This window comes from Geodermatophilus sabuli, from assembly GCF_010686765.1.
In the GTDB taxonomy this organism is placed as follows: Bacteria; Actinomycetota; Actinomycetes; order Mycobacteriales; family Geodermatophilaceae; genus Geodermatophilus; species Geodermatophilus sabuli_A.
Genome location: NZ_JAAGWF010000003.1, coordinates 117,971 through 136,108 on the forward strand (window position 1 = coordinate 117,971; position 18,138 = coordinate 136,108).

Genomic DNA, 18,138 nt, shown 5'->3' on the forward strand with positions numbered 1-18,138 from the left:
GGTCCTCACTCCCCCCGCGCGGCGGCGGCCGCGACCGGGTCGTCGCGCCGGTGGTCGGGCAGCAGCGGCTGCTCGGAGACGGTCGCCCGCAGTCGCCAGGTCGGTGAGCCCGGGAAGCCCCAGTCGACCGTGACCTCGGCGCCGGGCTGCAGCCCGGCGTCCAGGCGGGCGTGGCTGACCATCCGGCGCAGCGTCGGGCTGTGCGCGGCCGCCGACGCCCAGCCGGCCGCCTCGCCGTCCCGACGGACGCGGTGGAACTGCAGCCGGAACTGACCCCAGGCCTGGTCGGGCGCCGGCGGGGCCGGGGCATCGCGGAACTGCGCGGCGAAGAGCTCGCCGACGTCGTCGGCGTCCCACACCAGGGCGCGCCATCGCCGGGTCGGGCCGCCGGCGTCGGCCTCGGCGCGCACGGCGTCCCGCCCGACGAAGTCGTGGTCGAGGTCGACCGCCCGGCTCCAGCCGAGTTCGGCCGGCGTGACCAGGTGCTCGGTGAGGTCGTGGTCGAGTGCGGCGAGCTCGTCGTCGGTGGCCCACAGCCGGGCGAAGCGGGGCAGCTTGTCCGCCGGGAAGCGGTCGGGGAGGTAGTCGCGGATGACGGTGGGCACGTTGCTCTCGGTGTGGCCGATCATCTGGGCGCGGTAGCCCAGCTCCCGCAGTCCGACGTCCCGCCCGACGTCCCGGATGCGCCGCCACAGCTCGTGGGCGCGCCCGGTGTCGGTCCGCATGAGGAACTCGTAGCCGATCTCGCCGGTGACCCCCTGACGCTGGACGATCACCTCGGTGTCGAACAGCGTGGTCCGGCGCCAGCGGGAGAAGCGCAGGTCGGCGAACGACTCGCCGGTCACGGCCTCCAGCACCGGGAGCGACTGCGGCCCCTGCAGGGCGAAGCACGTCCAGTCGGGCGTCTGGTCGGCCAGGTGCACGTCCATGCCCAGTCTCTGCGCCTGGAGGGGCAGCCAGAACTGCGCGCCGGACTGGGTGAAGAGGAAGTCGTCGTCGGCGAGCTTGAGCGCGACCCCCTCGATGGCGATGCGGCCGGCCGCGCTGAGCATCGGGGTGAACCGGGTGGCTCCGACCTGCTGGCTCAGCACGCTCTTGGCGGAGATCCGGTCCAGGAACGCCTCGGCGTGCGGTCCGGTGATCCGGACCTTGTTCAGCCAGCTCCAGTCGCCGAGCACGGCCGTCGTCCGCAGCGCGCGGGACTCCTCCCACCAGCGGGTGTACTCGTGGGCCATGAGGAAGCCGCCGTTGAGGTGCGCCCACAGCCGGCTGGTGTTGGACTCGTCCTGCGCCGGCGCCCCCGGACTGCCCAGGTAGGGCCGCTCCACGAAGGCGAGGTCGCGGTACTGGTTGGCGCGGAGGTACTGCTCGCGCAGATCGTCCATGGCTCCTCGCTCGTCGCGTCGTCGCTGTCCGCACGGACCGACTCAAGCTAGACGCTCATCCGGACGAGCGTCAACGATGGTGTCCAGCGGTGAGCCGGCCCGCCAGGTGCCTACGATCCCTGGCGTGAGCGAGGTGACGGCGATCCCCGACGCCACGTCCGGTGCCGCCGTCGGCACCCGGCCGCAGCACCTGCTCCTCACCTTGCTGGGCGACTTCTGGTACCACCGCAGCGAGTCGCTGCCGTCGACGGCGCTGGTCCGGCTCCTGGCCGAGTTCGGCGTCACCGAGCCGAACGCCCGGGCCGCGATCAGCCGCCTGGCCCGCAAGGACCTCCTGGTCGCCACCCGCCAGGGCCGGCGGACGGCGTACGCCCTGAGCGAGACCGGCCACGCCACCCTGGTCGAGGGCACCCGCCGGATCTTCCGGTTCGGCAACGACCCCCAGCCGTGGGACGGCCGGTGGACGATGGTCGCCTTCTCCGTCCCCGAGGAGAACCGCCCGCTGCGGTCCACCCTGCGCACGCGCCTGCGCTGGCTGGGCTTCACCGCGCTCTTCGACGGCGTCTGGACCGCCCCCGGCGATCACAGCGCCGAGGCCGGCGCCCTGCTCGCCGAGCTCTCGCTGACGACCGCGACCATCGTCGTGGGCACGGCCTGCGGACCGGCCGAGGGAGATCCGGCGCGCGCCTGGGACCTGCAGGGCCTCAGCGACCGCTACACGGCCTTCCTCGCGGACTTCGGCGACATCGCCGAGCGGGTCCACGCGGGTGAGGTCAGCGACACCGAGGCGCTGGTCCGGCGGACGACGCTGATCGACGTCTGGCGCACCTTCCCGGCGCTCGACCCCGAACTTCCGGTGGAACTGCTCCCCGCCGACTGGCCGGCACGCCGGGCCCGCGAGCTGTTCACCGACGTCTACGACGCCCTGGGCCCGCGGGCCACCCGCCGCTTCCGCGAGCTCGTCGCGGTCGACGACCCGGCTGCCGCACCACTCGCCCGGCACCACACCTCGACCGAGGCCCTGTCCGAGGCCTGAGCCCTCGCCGCCCCGCGCCGGGGTCAGACGGCGCGCAGGTCGCTGCGGCGGCGGTCGGTCTTGTACGGGGCGGGGGCGACCGTGGCCCGGATCGCCTTCTGCGGACCCTGCGGCGTCCCCCAGTGGACGGTCACCCGGGTCCCCGGCTCGCTGTGCGCGACGTCGATCGTGCACAGCGAGAGCATCTCGCGGAAGTGGTGGCTGTAGCCCCGGGAGGTGGCCACGCCGACCAGGTCGTCCCCGACGGTGACCCGGTCCGCCCACATGAACCCCCGGGGATCGCGGGGCATCTCCATGAACGGGTACACCTGCCCGGGCCGGAACAGCGACATGAAGACGTCGCCGACGTCCTCGCTGTCCCAGACCAGCGTGCGGATCACCCGTCGCGGGTCCGCCTTCTCCGCCTCCAGCGCGGGGCGGCCCAGGAAGTCGTGGTCGAAGACGATGTTCCGCGCCCAACCGAGCTCGACCGGGCTCCGGTAGTACTCGCCGACCTCGCGGCCGTCGTAGCTGCCGGCGATGTACGCCGGCTGCGCGAACGCCGGCATCGAGGCGGTGAACTCGGCCAGGTACCCGGCCATGTCCGCGCCGAAGATGGCCGGGATGTAGTCGGTGGCGATGGTCGGGAAGCACGCCTCGAGGTGGTTGATGGGGGCTGCTCGCCAGCCCAGCCGGCGGAGGTCGAACCGCTGCCCGGCCGCCACGATCAGGTCGTAGACCTCCTGGCCGTGCTCGATCGGCCCCTGCAGCTCGAAGCCGACCTCGCCGGCCATGCCCTGCCGCAGGGCCCACACCTGGTGCCCGGCGATCGTCACGGGCGCGACCCGCATGAACCCGGTGTCCCGCAACTGGGGCGAGCCCGTCACCTCCTCGAGGAGTGCGATCGAGCTCGGGCCCGACACCTGGAAGATGAACCAGTCGTCCCGCTCCACCCGGGCGTCGTAGCCCCCGCGGGCGAGTTGATGGCTCATCCAGAACCCACCCCGGCCGTGCAGCATGAACTCCTCCGCACCGAAGCGGGTGAGGATCCCCTCGTGGATCACCTTGCCGTCCCCGTCGGTGTGGATCACGTGCTTGGACTGGCCGAGCTGGAACCGGGCGAAGCTGTTCACCGAGAAGTCCGAGAACAGCCGGAGGACGTCGGGGCCGGTGAAGCGGTGCTGCCAGAGGAAGGACCAGTTGCCGATGTAGCAGGCGTCCTTCCACGACAGGCTCTCGTCCAGCCAGTCGGTGTACTCCGGCTCGCCGAACCGCGTCCATGCGTAGGTCGGCGGCGGGGTCCGCATGCTGTCCACCGTGTAGGTCATCGCCGGTTCCTCCCCTTGCGTCGCGGCCCTCGCTGCGCGGTCACCGGGCACTCTCGGCGACCAGGTCCTCGACGGCGACCTCGGACTCGATGAGTTCGTCCTCCAGGGCCAGGTCGATGAGCCGCTGCGTCGAGTCCACGTTCACCTCCGGCTCCCAGCCGGGCAGCGTGACCTCCGCGACGACCTCCGGCGGGATCTGCGTGTAGGTCGTGATGACGTCCCGGGCCTCCTCGGGGTTCTCCTGCGCGTACTCGGCCGATCGGGCCACCGCGGTGGCGAACCGCTCCACGAGGTCGGGGTCCTCCTGCAGCCTCTGCTCGGAGGTGAAGTAGGCCGAGGCCATCAGGTCCGGCGAGACGTCGATCCAGTTCCACGCCACCGGCACCGCTCCCTGCGCGAGCGCCCCGGTGAGGAAGGGCTCGACCACCCAGATCGCGTCGACCTGCCCGGTCTGGAGCGCGGCGGCCATGTCCGGCAGCGGCAGCTCGACGAACTGGACGGCGTCGGGGTCACCACCGGCGGCCCGGACCGACTCGCGGATCGACGTGTCGCCGATGTTGCGCAGGGTGTTCACCGCGACGCGGCGGCCCGCCAGGCCGGCGGCGTCGGTGATGTCGCTGCCCGGCCCCACGACGACGGCGCCGTAGTCGGCCCCCACCTCGCCGGTGCTCGAGCCGCCGGGCGCGATGATCTTGACCGGGAGCCCCTGGCTGCGCGCGAGGATCAGTGACGTCGGGTTGCTGAAGCCGAAGTCGAGTTCACCGCCGAGCACGCTCGGGATGATCGCGGCTCCGCCCTGGGCGGTGGTGAAGCTGAGCTCGATCCCCTCGTCGGCGAAGAAGCCCTCCTCCACGCCCAGGTAGATCGGTGCCAGGTCCACCAGCGGGAGGACGCCCAGGGACACCTGGGTCACCGAGGTCCCGCTGCCCGTGGCCTCCGGCTCGCCGGACGCCTCACCACCTCCACACCCGGCCAGCGCCAGGCAGGCGGCGGCGACCGCGGGCAGAACTGTGGACCTGCGCATGTCGGCTCCTCGGGACACGGCCGCTGACTCGAGTGTGGCGGCGCGCACATCACGTTAGACACCGGCGCGGTCGACCGTCAACAGCGACGTCGACAGTGGGCCCAGGCCGCGGTTGGCACCCCCGTCTCAGCGACCGGAGGTCGACGGGCCGGCTGCCGGCGGGGACGTCGGGTGCGGGGCTCCCCCGTCCGAGGTCGGGGCCCATCGGGACCGGGCGATGGCAGCCACCGCGGTCAGCGCGGCCGCGAGGACGGCGGCCAGACCGGAGATCAGGGTGAACCGGCCGGCGTCGACGAGATCGGCCAGCGCGACCGCGGCCACCGAGCTCCCGGCGAAGAGGGCCCCGGCGAAGCACGCCACGACCAGGGCCCGGGCGGCCGGCAGGACCTCGGTCGCCCAGGTCTGCAGGGAGGCGTGCAGCGCCGTCCAGGTGAGCCCCAGGAGGCCCGCGACCGTGGCCGCCATCCAGAGCTGCTGCGTGGTGGCCAGCAACGAGCAGGCGAGCACCGCCAGGGAGCCGCCGAGGGTGATCAGGCGCCACGGGTGCCAGCGGCGCGACAGGCGCCCGAACACGGCGGACCCGACCAGGACCGCGGCGCCGTATACCGCGGTCGCCAGCCCCGCCGACGTGAGCGAGGCGCCGCCGTGATGGGCCGCGACCGGCAGCAGCGTCACCACGCCGATCAGGACGGCACCCTCCACGAACGCCAGGCCCAGGACCAGGAGCGCGGGCCGGGATCGACCGATCAGTCGCAGGGACGCCGACGGCGACGACCGGGCCAGGCCGGTCCGCGGCTCGGGCAGGGACCGCAGCACCCAGGACAGCAGCAGCGCCCCGGCGCCCGTGGCGAGGAAGGCCGCCCGCCAGGTGAACCGGTCCGCGACGACGCCCGCGCCCGCGGACGCCACGGCCGTACCGAGGGCCACGCCGACCATCAACCGCGAGATGGCGTGCTGTCGAGCGGCCGCGGGGACGGTGTCACCCAGGTAGATCAGGCACGAGGGGTAGGCCGCGCCGAAGAACCCCCCGGCCAGGCCTCGGGTGACCGCCAGGACGGCGAGTGAGGCGGAGAGCACCGAGCCCGCGGTCAGCAGGCCGCCCAGGAGCAGGGCCACCCGCATCGTGCGCACCCGACCGAACCGCTCGGCGGCGACGCCCCACAGCGGCTGGGACAGTCCGTACACGAGGAAGTAGACGCCCGCGGCGGCGACGACGTCCGCCACCGGAGCGCCGAGATCCGCGGCCATGGCCACGAGCATCGGCGCCATCGCGAACCGGTCCAGCGTGCTGACCAGCCCGACGGCCTGGAGGAGCGGCATCGGGGAGGCGGCCGACGCCCGGCGCGTCCGGCCGCCGGCGTCCGCACGGGGTGGCTCTGCTGCCGACGTCAGGACCTCGCTCCTCTCCCCCGGCGCCCGCCCCGGGGCGGGCCACCGACCGCGACGGTATGCGTGGCACCCGCCGCCCGCTCGCCTCCGGATCGCCCTCCCCTCCCCGGGGGCGGCGGCCGACCGGCGTGTCGATCGGCTGTGGTGCGGACGACAGCCGAGCCGGGACGATGGCGGGCGCCAGGACGGTCAACGACAGGTCACCGGGTGGGCGCCACCCCCCGGGCGGCCGCCGACGGAGACGCCATGCCGACGTACCTCGTGAACGACGCCGGTCTCGCCCACGCGCGGGACCTCATCGCCGCCCGCCACTACGTCCTGCGCAGCGAGTGGGGCCGGGTGCAGCCCTCCGCCGAGGAGGAGAACGCCTTCCTCGCCCGGCACTCGTGGGAGGAGTACGCCGCCTGGCACCTGGCACTCACCGACGGGGCCAACGACGGCACCAAGGGCCGGTACGCCTTCGTCTTCGGCGACTTCCGCCGCGTGCACCGGATGGGGATCATCGCCTGCCACTACCGCGCCGCGGAGTGGGGTCACAAGGAGATCGAGCTCGCCGCACACGACCTGCTGCAACTGCTCGACGCGACGCGGGCCTGACCGCCGGCCGCCGCGGGCTCCGGCCCGGCCGCCGCGATCACCGTGCCGTCGGTTCGGCCGGGAGCACCAGGTCCAGCATGCGGACCAGGACCTGGGCGAGGTCGCTGCCCGGATGGGTGATCCAGTGCTCGTGCGCGGCGAGCGTCCCGGCGAGGACCGCGTGGCCCACCGCCAGGGGGAAGAGCTCGTCGGTGTGCGGCAGCCCGCGAGCGAACTCGGCGGCCGAGTCCCGCCACTCGGCGAACACGAGGGACGCGTGCGCCTGCAGTGCCGGCACCGTGAGGATCAGCTGGGCACGTTGCCGGGCCCACTCGTGCTCGCTCGCCGGCACGTGCAGGGCGGCCGCCACCGCGCGCGTGACGACGGCGCGGTACGGATCGCCGGGAGCCGGCTGCCGCAGCCCCTCCCGCAACCGGGCGAGTTCGGCCGGGGACTCCACGAACAGCACGTCGGCCTTGGTCGCGAAGTAGCGGAAGAAGGTGCGTCGGCTGATCCCCGCCGCCCGGGCGATGTCCTCGATGCTGGTCTTCTCGAAGCCGATCGTCAGGAACAGGCGTTGCGCCACCGCGGCCAGCTCGTGCGCGGTGGTCGCGGCCGGGCGGCCACCGCGCTCGCCGGCCTCGGGCCTCCACCGTTCCTGCATGCCGTGATGGTGCCCGAGGTGTCCGCGACGGGTCGCCCCCGACACTTTTGTTGTGACACCTGGTGTCATAACCTGCGATGCACGTCACAGCGCGGCTCGCGGAGCCGGTCGTCCGATCAGGAGGAACTGCGATGGGCAAGCTCGAGGGCAAGGTCGCCTTCATCACCGGTGCGGCTCGCGGTCAGGGCCGCAGCCACGCCCTCCGGCTGGCGCAGGAGGGCGCGGACATCATCGCCGTCGACCTCCTGGGCACGGTGGGGACGGTCGGGTACCCGCTGGCGACGCAGGAGGACATGGACGAGACCGTCCGCCAGGTCGAGGCGCTCGACCGCCGGATCGTCGCCAGCAAGGCCGACGTCCGGGACACCGCCGGGCTCCGGGCCGCGGTGGACGACGGCGTCGCCCAGCTCGGCCGGCTGGACATCGTGCTGGCCAACGCCGGGATCGCCAGCTTCGCGCCGGTCGACGAGATGACCGACGAGATGTGGGACGACATGATCGACATCAACCTCACCGGGGTGTTCAAGACGGTGCGGGCCGCCGTCCCCCACCTGAAGGCGGGCGGCAACGGCGGAGCCATCGTGCTGACCAGCTCCACCGCCGGCATCAAGGGCCTGGCCAACCTGGCGCACTACGTCGCCGCCAAGCACGGCGTCGTCGGTCTGGTGAAGACGCTGGCCAACGAACTGGCGCCGCACATGATCCGGGTGAACTCGGTGCACCCGACCTCGGTGGACACCACGATGATCCACAACGAGCAGACGTACGCCGCCTTCCGACCGGACAAGGCGCCGGCCGACGTCACCCGGGACGACGTCGGCGAGGCCTTCCAGAGCCTGAACGCGCTGCCGATCCAGTGGGTGGAGCCGGTCGACATCAGCAACGCGATCCTGTGGCTGGTCAGCGACGACGCGCGCTACGTCACCGGGGTCCAGCTCCCGGTCGACGCTGGGTCGGTGATCAAGTGATGGCCGGTCGCATGGAGGGCAAGGTCGCCTTCATCACCGGTGCCGCCCGGGGGCAGGGGCGGAGCCACGCGGTCCGGCTCGCGCAGGAGGGCGCCGACATCATCGCCGTGGACATCTGCGCGCCCATCGACAGCGTCACTCCCGCCTTCTACCCGGGCGCCACGGCGGAGGATCTCGCGGAGACCGTCCGCCAGGTGGAGGCACTGGACCGACGGATCGTCGCCCGGCAGGCCGACGTGCGGGACGTCGCCGCCCTCCAGAAGGCCGTCGACGAGGGGGTGGCCGAACTGGGCAGGCTCGACGCCGTGATCGCCAACGCCGGCATCTTCACCTTCGGCACGAACACCCACGAGGTCCCCGAGCAGTCCTGGGCAGACCTGATGGACGTCAACGTCACCGGGGTCTGGCACACCGTGAAGGTCGCCACCCCGGCGCTCCTGGCCACCGGGCGGGGCGGCTCCATCACGTTGATCAGCTCGCTGGCCGGCTTCAAGGGGCTGGCCAACGTCGCGGCGTACACGACGACCAAGCACGGCATCGTCGGGCTGATGAAGGTGCTGGCCAACGAGATGGGACCGCACGGCATCCGGGTGAACACCATCCACCCCAACGCCATCGACACCCCGATGGTGAAGAACGAGACGACGTACAAGCTGTTCCGGCCGGACCTGGAGCACCCGACGCTGGCCGACGCCGAGCCGTCGTTCGCCGGGCTGAACCCCTTCGGGATCGGGTTCATCGATCCGGTGCACGTCTCGAACGCCGTCCTGTTCCTCGCCTCCGACGAGGCGGTGTACGTCTCCGGCACCCAGTTGTCGGTCGATGCGGGGGCCGCCGTCCTGTGAGGCGGCCCGTCGGGACGGCGGTCGGCCCGGCCGCCGTCCCCTCCCCGATAGGCCCCGCAAGCACCAGCCCGAGGAGCACGTCCTGACCGAGCACATCGCACATCCCACCGGGGACGACCCGGTCGTCACCGGCCACCGGGTCACCTTCGACGACGGCGCGCACGTCCGCGCGATCCGCACCCGCGTGGCTCGCCACCTGGTGGGCCGCACCGGGGAGCTGGACCTGCTGCTGGCCGCGGTCGCCGCCGGCCGCGACGTCCTCCTCGAGGGACCGCCGGGGACGTCGAAGTCGACGCTGCTCCGCTCGATCACCGCCGAGTGGGGCATCCCGCTGGTCTTCGTCGAGGGCAACGCCGACCTGACCCCCACCCGGCTCGTGGGGCACCACGACCCGGCCCGGGTGCTGCGCGAGGACTACTCGCCGGAGAACTTCGTGCCCGGTCCGCTGGTCGAGGCCATGCGCTCCGGGGGTTTCCTCTACGTGGAGGAGTTCAACCGGGCGCCCGAGGACACCCTCAACACCCTGCTGACGGCGATGGCCGAGCGGCGGATCACCGTCCCTCGGGTGGGGACGGTCGAGGCGGCGGCGAGCTTCCGGGTCATCGCCTCGATGAACCCCTACGACACGATCGGGACCACCCGGCTGTCGACGTCGGTGCACGACCGGCTGTGCCGGCTGGCGATCGGCTACCAGGACGCCGAGGCCGAGCGGGGCATCGTCGCCCGCCGGACCGGGCTGGGGTCCCCGCGGCTGGTCGCGGACGCGGTGGCGCTCACCCGGGCCACCCGGGAGCGCGAGGACCTGCGGCAGGGCAGCAGCGTGCGCGGCGCGATCGACGTCGCGCTGGTCGCCGCCCAGCTGGCCGCCATCCGCGAGGTGCCGCTCCCGGACGACCCGTCGGTCGCGCCGCCGCGCGGCCTGCCCGAGGAGTACACGGCCGTCGTCCTGGACGCGATGCTGCTGGCGCTGTCCGGCAGGGTCTTCCTCGACGAGACGCTGGAGACGACCCCGGAGAGGGTGCTCCGCGAGATCTGGGAGGACCACTTCCTGCTCTCCCCGGCCGCGGCGGAGCCCGGTTGAAGAGCCGTGGACGCCGACTCCCCGGTGACCCGGCGCGACCGTCCGGGAGCGCGGGCAGCGGGGATGCGGCCGCTCCGGCGCAGGCCCAAGCAGCTCACCGAGCAACCGCTGCTCTACGAGCCGTCGCGCGGCGGCGCCGGCATGGCCCTGTCCTCCGGGGACCGGCGGCGGGCGCGGACGGCGGCGACCCGCACCGGCGGGACGGCGTCCGGCACGACCGACGAGCCGGCCGACCTGATCGCGCTGGCCGACCTGGCCACCGAGAGCGCGGCCGACCAGCTGACCCGGGCCCGCGCCCGGCAGATCGCCCGCCGGCTCGCGGTGCCGCGCCCGCCGCGCGACCAGCGCCCCCGCCGCGGCGTGGGCGAGCTGGCCAGCCTGTCCTGGAGCGGGGGCTCCGACGAGCTGGACCTGGAGCGCACGCTCGAGGCGATCGCCGGCATCCCCCACCCGGCGGGCACCGACCTGGTGGTGCGCGAGCGGGTGCGGCAGCGGCGCTCGGTCGTGCTGGTCGTGGACGTCTCGGGGTCCATGAGGGGCGAGCGGGTGCGGACGGCGGCGGCCACGGTGGGCGCCCTGGCCGGCGAACTGGCCCGCGACTCCCTCGCCGTCGTCGCCTTCTGGTCCGACGCCGCGGTGCTGGTGCGGATGGGCGAGCAGGTCGCGCCGCTGGCCGTCCTGGAGCTGCTCCTGCGGGTACCGGCCCAGGGACTGACCAACGTGTCCTTCGCGCTGGAGACCGCGGCCCGTCAGCTGGACGGGGTCCCGCCGCGTGACGCCCGCGTGCTGCTGCTGTCCGACTGCGTGCACAACGCCGGACCCGACCCCCGGCTGACCGCGGCCCGGCTGCCCCGGCTCGACGTCCTGCTGGACACCTCCGGGGAGCAGGACGTCGAGCTCGGCCGCGACCTCGCCCGGCTCGGTCGCGGCCGGGCCCGGCTGGTGCGCGACCACCGGGACGTCGCGGTGGCGCTCACCGCCGTCTTCACCGACTGACCGGGTCGGACCGGCCCGGTCAGCGCGGCTCGCCCTGCACCCGTGGCCGCTCCACCACACACCGCGACCTCGGTCACGGCGCGCGGGACGGCTCCGCCGGCCGGACCGGTCGCGTACGGTCCGGCGATGCCGCTGAGGGGGAACAGCAGAGGACGCCGGCGTGGGCCTGGGAGGACGGCGACCCGCGGGCGACCGGCACCCTCCGGTTGGCCGAGCGGCCGTCGCCGTGCGCTCCGCCACCCGGTGCCGGCCGCCCTCCGTGGCCGCCGTCCCCGTCGCTCCCGGTGATCCCCCTGGGCCCGCTGGACCCCCAGCCGGCCGGGTTCCCCGGCTGCATGTCCTGTCCGTACCGCACGACCGGCACCCCGGCGGTCTGCTTCACCTGCGCCAACGGCGGGGCCGCGACGGTCCCCACGGCGGCCTGCCCGGTGTGCGGTCAGGAACTCGGGGACGACGACCGGTGCCCGAACACCGTGTGCACCCTCGACGACCGCTGGTTCTCCCGCGTCCTCACCGCGTGCGAGCGCCCGGAGGAGATGTGGGCCGCCGTCTGGCAGTACAAGTACGACCAGGACCGCGCGTGGGCGCCGATCCTGGGGCGCATCCTGGTCGGCTTCCTCGAGCAGAACCGGGCGGACCTGGCCCGCTACGACCTCATCACGGCCGGGGCGCTCTACGTGGGGCCCCGAGCCAGGCGGCTCTGGGACACGCTCCGGCTCATCCTCGACGGAGCGCAGGCCGCCGGACCCGACTGGCCCTTCGTCCCCGACCTGATCACCAAGTCCGGTCCGACCGGGCAGTTCCTGGGCCGGAGCGTGGCCACCCGGCGGGCCATCGCCGAGCACTCGCTCCGGCCGGCGCTCGCGGTGCCCAGACCCGACCTGGTCGCCGGCCGACGCATCCTCGTCCTGGACGACGTCTACTCCGAGGGCTTCACGCTGCGCGAGATGGCCCGCGTGCTGATGGATGCCGGGGCCGCCGAGGTGGCGGGGCTGGTGCTCGCCCGCAGGAAGGGCGGCTGACCGGGTCCCTGCCGCGCCGTCGGCTCGCCGGTCACGCGTCGGCTGCGGGCGCCTCGCCGGGCAGCGGCACGGCGTCGTGGGGCGGCGGGACGGGCGGTCCGCCGCCGGCCAGGTGGCCGGCGTCGTTGTAGGAGACCAGCGTCCACTCCGGACCGCGGGCGGGTGCCGGCCGGTGCCGCCAGTGGGTGAGGCTGGTGTTCAGCGGCGCGCAGTCGACCCGGTTCCCGCTCGCTCCCACGCCGAACGCCAGCGCGAACGACGCCTCCACGATCCCGGCGTGACAGACGGCGACCACCGTCTCGTCCCGGTGCCGGGCGACGAGACGGGACAGTGCCCCACCGGCGCGGGCCAGGAACGTCGCCCAGCTCTCCCCACCCGGGGAGAACACGCGGTGCGGGTCCCACGTCCCCGGTTCCTCGCCGGCGCGGTAGCGGGACCGCCACTGGTCGACGGTCAGGCCGTCGGCCTCCCCGGGACGCAGCTCGTGCAGCCCGTCGTCGGGCAGCACCGGCAGGCCCAGCGCCCGCGCCACGTACTCGGCGGTCTCCAGCGCCCGCGGCAGGGTGCTGGACACCAGCCGGTCGGCGCGCATCCGCTGCTCCGCCAGCCGTTCCTCCAGCAGGCGGGCCTGGGCACGTCCCCGGGGAGTCAGGCCCGGGTCACCCCGCATCCCGCCGATCAGCGGCTCGACGTTCGCCACGGCCTCGCCGTGCCGCACCAGGTACAACTCGGTCGCCACCAGGCACTCCCCTCGAGGAGCCCGGCGGCCCCGCCGGCACAGCGTTTCCCACGGCCCGGCGCACTCCCGCGGCGGGGTCGCGCACCCGACGGTCGGCCAGGCCCCGACGGTCGTACCCGGAGGACACGGACGGGCCGGTACGCGGCCACGAGGAACGCGGTCGCCACCGTCCGGCAGCGCTCCCCCGCGCCGGCCGCCGGCGGTCGTCGGGTAGCCGTGCGAGCGGTAGGGCGCAGCGAGCGTCCGCGGGTCGAAGGCCAGGACCAGCGCCTCGCCGTCCCGGTCGGAGGACAGCGGCACGACGTCTGGACTCCTGACCGGCCCGGACGACCTGCCCGGCCTAGGGTGGCCGGGTGTTCTTCCTCTTCGGCTTCGGCACCAAGCAGCAGGACCTCGGTCCCGGGGAGGTCCGCACCTGCCCACGCTGCGGCAACACCACACCGTGGGCGCGAGTCAGGCAGGTCAAGCAGTTCACGGTCTTCTTCGTGCCCATCGCCCGGTGGGGACGCCAGCAGCTCGAGGTCTGCGGGATCTGCGGCACCGCCGTCGAGGTGTGAGCCCCGCCTGGGCCGGTCGCCGGCTCCGGCGGCCGCGGACCGGCAGGTCCCTGCACTCTTGTCACCCTGCGGCGTGTGCCCGATCGTGGACGTCGAGGCAGCGCGACACCAGGGGGTAGAGGCATGACGACTCCACGATCCACGTCGGCGGAGCACCCCGAGGTCCCTCCACCGACCGGAGACGCGGTCCCCGACACGACCCGGCCGGACGAGGCCGTCCAGAACCCCGACGCACAGGGCGACGACCATCCCACCGCCGTCTTCGCGGACGCGGAGCGGGCCGACGTCGCCGCGGACGAGGTCGACGCGGCGCGCCGGCACCACCGCTAGGACCGCACCGCGACGCAGTCGGCCGGGCACCGGTGGCCGCTCGGTGGCCGTGGTCTCCCCGAAGCGGGCGAGGGCACTGGCCGATCGACACCGGCCTCAGAACGCGGAGCGGTCGACCCCAGCCGGCGGGGGCAGGTCGGCGACCGGGGGCAGCGCGGCCGGGAGGTGGCCCGTGGCCGAGGGGTGCGCCTCACCCGGTGCCACGCCGTGCCGCACCCCCACGCTCGGGATCCAGCCCAGCCGGCGGGACATGCCCAGACCGCTCGCGACCACCGAGGGGATGACCGTCCTCAGCGCCACGGACCCCGACGCGACGACGACCGACAGCGCCGCGACGACGTGACCGTCGGCGTCCATGATGCGGGTCGCGACCGAGTCCGCGCCGGCCGTCATCTCCTCCCGGACGGTCGCCGTCCCCGTGCGTCGGCAGTCCCCCAGCTCACGACGCAGGTGCGCGGGATCGGTGACCGTGCGCGGCGTGAACCGGTCGAGCCCGCGTTCCACCAGGCCGTCGAACAGGGCACCGTCCGCGTGAGCGAGCAGCACCTTGCCGACGCCCGAGCTGTGCAGGGGCAGGCGTCCACCCACCTGCGAGGTCAGGCCCACGGCGCCCGGCCGGGAGAGTCGCTCGACGACCACCGCCTCGCGCCCCTCGAGGACCGCGAGCTGCACGTGCTGCCGGAGAGCGGTGTAGAGGTCCTCCAGGAACGGCATGGCCACCGTGCGCAGCGGCTGGGTCCGCGGGGCCAGCGTGCCGAGCTGCCACAGCCGGGTGCCCACGGTGAGGGAGCCATCAGAACCCAGGTCCAGCGCACCCGCGCGCACCAGCTCCAGGGCCAGCCGGCGCACCGTGGCCTGGGGCATCCCGGTCTGCCGCGCCAGCCCGGCGAGGGTGAGTCGGGTGTGTCCCGGTCGGAAGGCGAAGAGCACCTCGAGCAGCCGGGAACTCACGCTCCGCCCGGGTTCGCTGGTCCGTGGCATGGCTCCTCCCCCGCTGCGAGACGACGTCCGGCGCAGGCTATGTCCGCGGGACGGGCCGCTGGGGATCGGTTCATCCAATGGACGACCCGCTTCCACCGCACGGTGCGTCCACCGACCATCGTGGTCGTCTCACCGCCGCGAGGCCGGCCCGAGGACCACACCCGTGCCGCCGGCGTAGGCGGGTGGTCGCTCCCGCTCGCCGACCGGACACGGGTCCCCGTCGCAGGAAAGGACAGGCCTCCGATGGTCGATCGAGCTCGGAGCACTCCCCGCATCGCCGTCGTCGGTGGCGGCATCGGTGGCCTGGCCGCAGCCGCCCTCCTGCACCGCGCGGGACTGCCGAACGTCGTCTACGAGCAGACGTCGCAGTTGAAGGAGGTCGGCGCGGGACTCGTGCTCGCACCCAACGCGGTGCGCCTCCTCCGTCGGCTGGGCGTGCTGGACCACCTCCTGGGCAGCGCCGTCCCGCTGGACGTGGGCTGGGAGTTCCGCCGCTGGGAGGACGGCCGCATCCTGTCCGCCGAGGACCTGGCCGGCTCGTGCGAACGGCTGTACGGCGAGGCGACCTACACCGTCCACCGGGCCGATCTGCTCAACGCCATCAGCTCCGCCGTCCCTGCGGGCAGCGTCGAGCTGGGCAGGCGCCTCACCGCCGTGGCCGCCGACGGCGACACGGCGCGCCTGACCTTCACCGACGGGAGCACCGTCGAGGCCGACGTGGTCATCGGCGCGGACGGAGTGCACTCCACCGTGCGGGGTGCGGTGACCGAGCCCTCACCGGCGACGTACTCGGGGATGTGCGCCTTCCGGGCCATCGTGCCGGCCGACCGTGCTCCCGCGTTCGCCCGCCGTCGGGCGCAGACGCTGTGGATCGGACCCGGCCACCACCTCGTCCACTACCCGATCTCCGGCGAGACGGCGGTCAACCTCGTGGCCTTCGCCCCGGCCGGCGACGTCACCACCGAGTCGTGGAGCGCCACCGCCACCGTGGAGGAGTTCCTCGCCGAGTTCGCCGGGTGGGACCCGCGCCTGCAGGACCTGATCAGACAGGCCGGCACGCCCGGTCGCTGGGCGCTGCTGGACCGCCGGCCCCTCCAGCGCTGGAGCAACGGTCCCATCACCCTCCTGGGCGACGCCGCGCACCCGATGTTCCCCTTCTTCGCCCAGGGCGCCGCCCAGTCGATCGAGGACGCCGCGGTCCTCGCGCGCTGCCTGGCCGACGACGTCACCGCGCCGGCACGTGCGCTGCAGCGGTACGAGTCCCTGCGGATCGAACGCACGACCCGGCTGCAGGAGATCAGTCACGGGCGTGCGCACGTCAACCACCTGCCCGACGGGCCGGACCAGGAAGCCCGCGACGCGGCACTGGCCGCGGCGGACCCGTTGGTGGCCAACGGCTGGATCTACGCCTACGACCCCGACCGCGCGGAGACCGACGCCGCCGTCTGATCTCCACCACGCCGACGTCACCGAGAACCCGGACACGAGAGGAACCCAGCGATGACCGCTGCCGGACACACCAGGTCGCTCCAGGACCTGGTCGACGCCACGCCCGACCTGGTGGCCCACCTGTACAACGACACCCCGGGCCCGCACAGCCGCGTGCGCTCGGACCTGTCCCCGGTGCCCGCCGAGTTCACCAACTGGCGCGACGAGCAGCGGGCCTGGCGCGAGACGGCGATCCTGTTCGACCAGTCCCACCACATGCCCGAGCTCTACGTGAAGGGACCCGACGCCCTCGCGCTGCTGAGCCGGATAGGGGTCAACAGCCTCGCGAACCTGACCCCCGGCATGGCCAAGCAGTTCATCGGCTGCAACTCGCGGGGCCAGATGATCGGCGACTGCGTCCTCTACGACCTCGGCGACCAGACCTACGAACTGGTGAGCAGCATGCCGCTGTTGAACTGGGTCGAGTACCACGCGCAGACCGGCGACTGGGACGTCACGACCGAGCGGGACAACAACACCTCGGACAACCCCACCGGCCGGCGACTGAAGTTCCGGTTCCAGCTCGACGGCCCGACGGCGAGCGAGATCTTCGACGAGGTCGTCGACGGGGAGACCCCGGAGATCAGGTTCTTCCGCACCGCGCGGGTGACCATCGCCGGCGTCGAGGTGCTCGTCCTCCGGCACGGCATGGCCGGGCACAAGGGGGTGGAGATCTCCGGGCCCTACGAGCACAGCGAGACCGTCCGGGCCGCGATCCTCGCCGCCGGCGCGGCGCACGGCCTGCGCCAGGGTGGGACCAAGGCGTACTTCAGCACCCTGTACGAGCAGGCCTGGGTGGCCTACCCCCTGCCTGCCGTCTACACCGGCGACGACCTGCGGGGCTACCGGGAGTGGCTGCCGGCCGACGGCTGGGAGGGGAAGTTCTCCATCGCCGGGAGCTTCGTCTCGAGCAACGTCGAGGACTACTACGTCACGCCCTACGACCTCGGTTACGGGCACATCGTGAAGTTCGACCACGACTTCATCGGCCGGGAGGCTCTCGAGCGGGTGGCCGAGAACCCCCCGCGCAGGAAGGTGACCCTCGTCTGGGAGAAGGAGGACGTCCTCCGGGTCTTCGGCTCGCTCCTCGACCCCGGCGTGCCCTACAAGTACATCGAGCTGCCGGTCGCCGACTACGGGAACATGGTCCAGCGGGACGAGGTCCGCACCCTGGACGGGAGGCTGGTCGGCCTGTCCACGTACACCGGTTACAGCAGCAACGAGCGCAAGATCCTCTCCCTCGGTCTGCTCGACACCGAGCACGCCACGATCGGCGACCAGGTCACCTTGCTCTGGGGCGAACCGGACGGCGGCTCCCGCAAGCCCCGCGTCGAGCGGCACCAGCAGATCCTCGTGCGGGCGACGGTCGCTCCGGCCCCCTACGCCTCCACCGTGCAGCAGATGATGCGCTCGTCGGTGGGCGGCCGGTCCGCCGCGCAGTGACCGCGTAGCTCCCCGGGCTCGCCGGGGGTGCGTGCCGCGCCGGTCAGCAGGACCCCGCGACGCACCCCCAGCGAGGCCGGCTGGTGGCGCCCACCCCCGCGCCCCGGACCCACGATCCCCGGCCCGTCGGCCGGGGCTGTCGGGCGTGCCCGCTCCCGGCCGAGGGCGGGTCGGCGCCGGTCCGACGATGCCGGTCCATGGCAGTCCATCCAATGACCGGCTCGGTTCTGCCGGTGCGCGACTGCGGCCACCATCCCCGACGGCGAGGCACCAGTGACCTGGCCCCCGATGACGCCCGGCTCCTGCC

The 18,138-nt window shown here is 73.7% G+C and carries 18 protein-coding genes; 11 read left to right on the forward strand and 7 right to left on the reverse strand.

Going from position 1 to position 18,138, the window contains the following annotated elements; translation table 11 throughout:
- Positions 1 to 5: 5 nt before the first annotated feature.
- Positions 6 to 1,385 (reverse strand): hypothetical protein, encoded by a 1,380-nt coding sequence (locus tag GCU56_RS02325; protein ID WP_163479897.1) that lies wholly within the window; start codon positions 1,383 to 1,385, stop codon positions 6 to 8.
- A gap of 124 nt (positions 1,386 to 1,509) precedes the next feature.
- On the opposite strand from GCU56_RS02325, the gene GCU56_RS02330 reads away from it, so the two are divergent.
- Complete coding sequence (locus GCU56_RS02330; RefSeq protein WP_204331318.1) at positions 1,510 to 2,421, forward strand: PaaX family transcriptional regulator C-terminal domain-containing protein; 912 nt, start codon at positions 1,510 to 1,512, stop codon at positions 2,419 to 2,421.
- Positions 2,422 to 2,444: 23 nt separating this feature from the next.
- Here the strand turns inward: GCU56_RS02330 and GCU56_RS02335 are convergent, their stop codons facing one another.
- The 3 genes from GCU56_RS02335 to GCU56_RS02345 all read right to left on the reverse strand — a co-directional run bounded on the left by GCU56_RS02335 (position 2,445) and on the right by GCU56_RS02345 (position 6,072).
- The gene (locus GCU56_RS02335; protein ID WP_204331319.1) at positions 2,445 to 3,728 is read right to left on the reverse strand and encodes an aminomethyltransferase family protein; all 1,284 of its coding nucleotides are present in this window, start codon (positions 3,726 to 3,728) and stop codon (positions 2,445 to 2,447) included.
- 40 nt (positions 3,729 to 3,768) lie between these two features.
- Positions 3,769 to 4,752, reverse strand: a complete 984-nt coding sequence (locus GCU56_RS02340) for an ABC transporter substrate-binding protein (protein WP_163479899.1) — start codon at positions 4,750 to 4,752, stop codon at positions 3,769 to 3,771.
- A gap of 126 nt (positions 4,753 to 4,878) precedes the next feature.
- The gene (locus GCU56_RS02345; RefSeq protein WP_163479900.1) at positions 4,879 to 6,072 is read right to left on the reverse strand and encodes an MFS transporter; all 1,194 of its coding nucleotides are present in this window, start codon (positions 6,070 to 6,072) and stop codon (positions 4,879 to 4,881) included.
- A 315-nt stretch (positions 6,073 to 6,387) separates the two neighbouring features.
- Between GCU56_RS02345 and GCU56_RS02350 the strand changes: the two genes are divergently transcribed.
- Positions 6,388 to 6,738 (forward strand): hypothetical protein, encoded by a 351-nt coding sequence (locus GCU56_RS02350; protein WP_163479901.1) that lies wholly within the window; start codon positions 6,388 to 6,390, stop codon positions 6,736 to 6,738.
- A gap of 37 nt (positions 6,739 to 6,775) precedes the next feature.
- Here GCU56_RS02350 and GCU56_RS02355 read toward each other — a convergent pair whose 3' ends face one another.
- Positions 6,776 to 7,381 carry an acyl-CoA-like ligand-binding transcription factor gene (locus tag GCU56_RS02355; RefSeq protein WP_163479902.1) on the reverse strand — a complete coding sequence of 202 codons (606 nt, stop codon included), beginning with the start codon at positions 7,379 to 7,381 and terminating at the stop codon, positions 6,776 to 6,778.
- A 131-nt stretch (positions 7,382 to 7,512) separates the two neighbouring features.
- Here GCU56_RS02355 and GCU56_RS02360 point away from each other — a divergent pair, with 131 nt between their 5' ends.
- The 5 genes from GCU56_RS02360 to GCU56_RS02380 all read left to right on the forward strand — a co-directional run bounded on the left by GCU56_RS02360 (position 7,513) and on the right by GCU56_RS02380 (position 12,293).
- Positions 7,513 to 8,349: a mycofactocin-coupled SDR family oxidoreductase gene (locus GCU56_RS02360; protein ID WP_163479903.1), complete on the forward strand. Its 837-nt coding sequence runs from the start codon at positions 7,513 to 7,515 to the stop codon at positions 8,347 to 8,349.
- Positions 8,349 to 9,194 carry a mycofactocin-coupled SDR family oxidoreductase gene (locus tag GCU56_RS02365; protein ID WP_163479904.1) on the forward strand — a complete coding sequence of 282 codons (846 nt, stop codon included), beginning with the start codon at positions 8,349 to 8,351 and terminating at the stop codon, positions 9,192 to 9,194. The genes GCU56_RS02360 and GCU56_RS02365 overlap by 1 nt, the downstream gene beginning before the upstream one ends.
- A gap of 172 nt (positions 9,195 to 9,366) precedes the next feature.
- Positions 9,367 to 10,275, forward strand: coding sequence for an AAA family ATPase (locus GCU56_RS02370; protein ID WP_163480004.1), 909 nt, complete (start codon positions 9,367 to 9,369; stop codon positions 10,273 to 10,275).
- Between the two features lie 6 nt (positions 10,276 to 10,281).
- Positions 10,282 to 11,271, forward strand: a complete 990-nt coding sequence (locus GCU56_RS02375) for a vWA domain-containing protein (RefSeq protein WP_345771593.1) — start codon at positions 10,282 to 10,284, stop codon at positions 11,269 to 11,271.
- A gap of 284 nt (positions 11,272 to 11,555) precedes the next feature.
- Positions 11,556 to 12,293 (forward strand): ComF family protein, encoded by a 738-nt coding sequence (locus GCU56_RS02380; RefSeq protein WP_163479905.1) that lies wholly within the window; start codon positions 11,556 to 11,558, stop codon positions 12,291 to 12,293.
- Between the two features lie 31 nt (positions 12,294 to 12,324).
- Here the strand turns inward: GCU56_RS02380 and GCU56_RS02385 are convergent, their stop codons facing one another.
- Positions 12,325 to 13,032 (reverse strand): histidine phosphatase family protein, encoded by a 708-nt coding sequence (locus tag GCU56_RS02385; protein ID WP_163479906.1) that lies wholly within the window; start codon positions 13,030 to 13,032, stop codon positions 12,325 to 12,327.
- A gap of 353 nt (positions 13,033 to 13,385) precedes the next feature.
- Between GCU56_RS02385 and GCU56_RS24970 the strand changes: the two genes are divergently transcribed.
- Complete coding sequence (locus tag GCU56_RS24970; RefSeq protein WP_163479907.1) at positions 13,386 to 13,589, forward strand: zinc-ribbon domain-containing protein; 204 nt, start codon at positions 13,386 to 13,388, stop codon at positions 13,587 to 13,589.
- A 123-nt stretch (positions 13,590 to 13,712) separates the two neighbouring features.
- Positions 13,713 to 13,919, forward strand: a complete 207-nt coding sequence (locus GCU56_RS02395) for a hypothetical protein (RefSeq protein ID WP_163479908.1) — start codon at positions 13,713 to 13,715, stop codon at positions 13,917 to 13,919.
- 96 nt (positions 13,920 to 14,015) lie between these two features.
- Here GCU56_RS02395 and GCU56_RS02400 read toward each other — a convergent pair whose 3' ends face one another.
- Positions 14,016 to 14,900 carry an IclR family transcriptional regulator gene (locus GCU56_RS02400; RefSeq protein WP_163479909.1) on the reverse strand — a complete coding sequence of 295 codons (885 nt, stop codon included), beginning with the start codon at positions 14,898 to 14,900 and terminating at the stop codon, positions 14,016 to 14,018.
- A 243-nt stretch (positions 14,901 to 15,143) separates the two neighbouring features.
- Between GCU56_RS02400 and GCU56_RS02405 the strand changes: the two genes are divergently transcribed.
- Positions 15,144 to 16,349 carry an FAD-dependent monooxygenase gene (locus GCU56_RS02405; protein ID WP_163479910.1) on the forward strand — a complete coding sequence of 402 codons (1,206 nt, stop codon included), beginning with the start codon at positions 15,144 to 15,146 and terminating at the stop codon, positions 16,347 to 16,349.
- A 51-nt stretch (positions 16,350 to 16,400) separates the two neighbouring features.
- Positions 16,401 to 17,831: an aminomethyl transferase family protein gene (locus tag GCU56_RS02410; RefSeq protein ID WP_163479911.1), complete on the forward strand. Its 1,431-nt coding sequence runs from the start codon at positions 16,401 to 16,403 to the stop codon at positions 17,829 to 17,831.
- The last annotated feature ends 307 nt before the right edge of the window (positions 17,832 to 18,138 follow it).